The organism is Leucobacter sp. M11 (assembly GCF_035726885.1).
GTDB lineage: Bacteria > Actinomycetota > Actinomycetes > Actinomycetales > Microbacteriaceae > JAPFRB01.
The window spans coordinates 52,182-52,940 of record NZ_JAPFRB010000003.1; the positions used below are offsets into that span (position 1 = coordinate 52,182).

General features: G+C 78.8%; 1 pseudogene. It reads right to left on the reverse strand.

The features are described from left to right. Window positions 1–759, reverse strand: a pseudogene (locus tag OOT08_RS08425) (hypothetical protein); the annotation flags it as partial.

Here is a 759-nt window from a genome sequence, read left to right on the forward strand (position 1 = left end):
CAGGCGTCCGTGACCTGGCCGGTGTTCGCCAGTCCGGACACCCCCGGGACGGGCAGCCCGCCCGCGGGCCAGCCGTCGGCCGGGAGATCGTGCCGCACGGTCTCCTCCCCGGCGCGAACCACGGCGGTCAGCTGAACCCGCTCGCCCGGCTCCGGCCGCGCGTCCTCGGGGACCGAGCCCGTGACGCGCAGCCAGAGCGTGCCCCGGGTGCGCGCGTCGGTGACCCGGCGCTCCGCCCCGCTGAGGTCCGCGACACGGCGCTCGGCGACCGTGCGCTCGCCGCGACCGCATCCTGTCGCGGTCCAGCCCTCGGCGCAGGCGCGAACGGCGAGGGTGAGCCCCAGCCCGGCGTCCCCGCTCGCCTGCAGGGAGACCGTCAGCGTCCCCGCGGGGGCCCGACTCGTGTCCACGGTCAGGTCCCAGTCCCCGGAGTCCCCCGGGGACAGCTGCGCGATCCGCGGACTCGCGACGGAGCTGATCCGGATCGCCCCGCCCGCCTCCGGCTCGGCCGCGCTCGCGAGAGCCGGCCGGGACCCGGGCGAGAGGGCGAGCCCCAGCCCGAGAAACAGCGCGAGGCCGACTGCGCCAACGCGACCCGGCGCGGCCGCGTGCCGCGCCCGATTCGTGGCACGGCGGGCGGGCCCCGGGGCGCTCACGGCGCGACGGGCCGGGCGCTCCCGGCGCGGCCAGAAGGACCAGGTGACCAGGGTTGCCGCGCTCAGCGTGATGGCGGCGAGCACCGCGGGATGCCCGAACCAG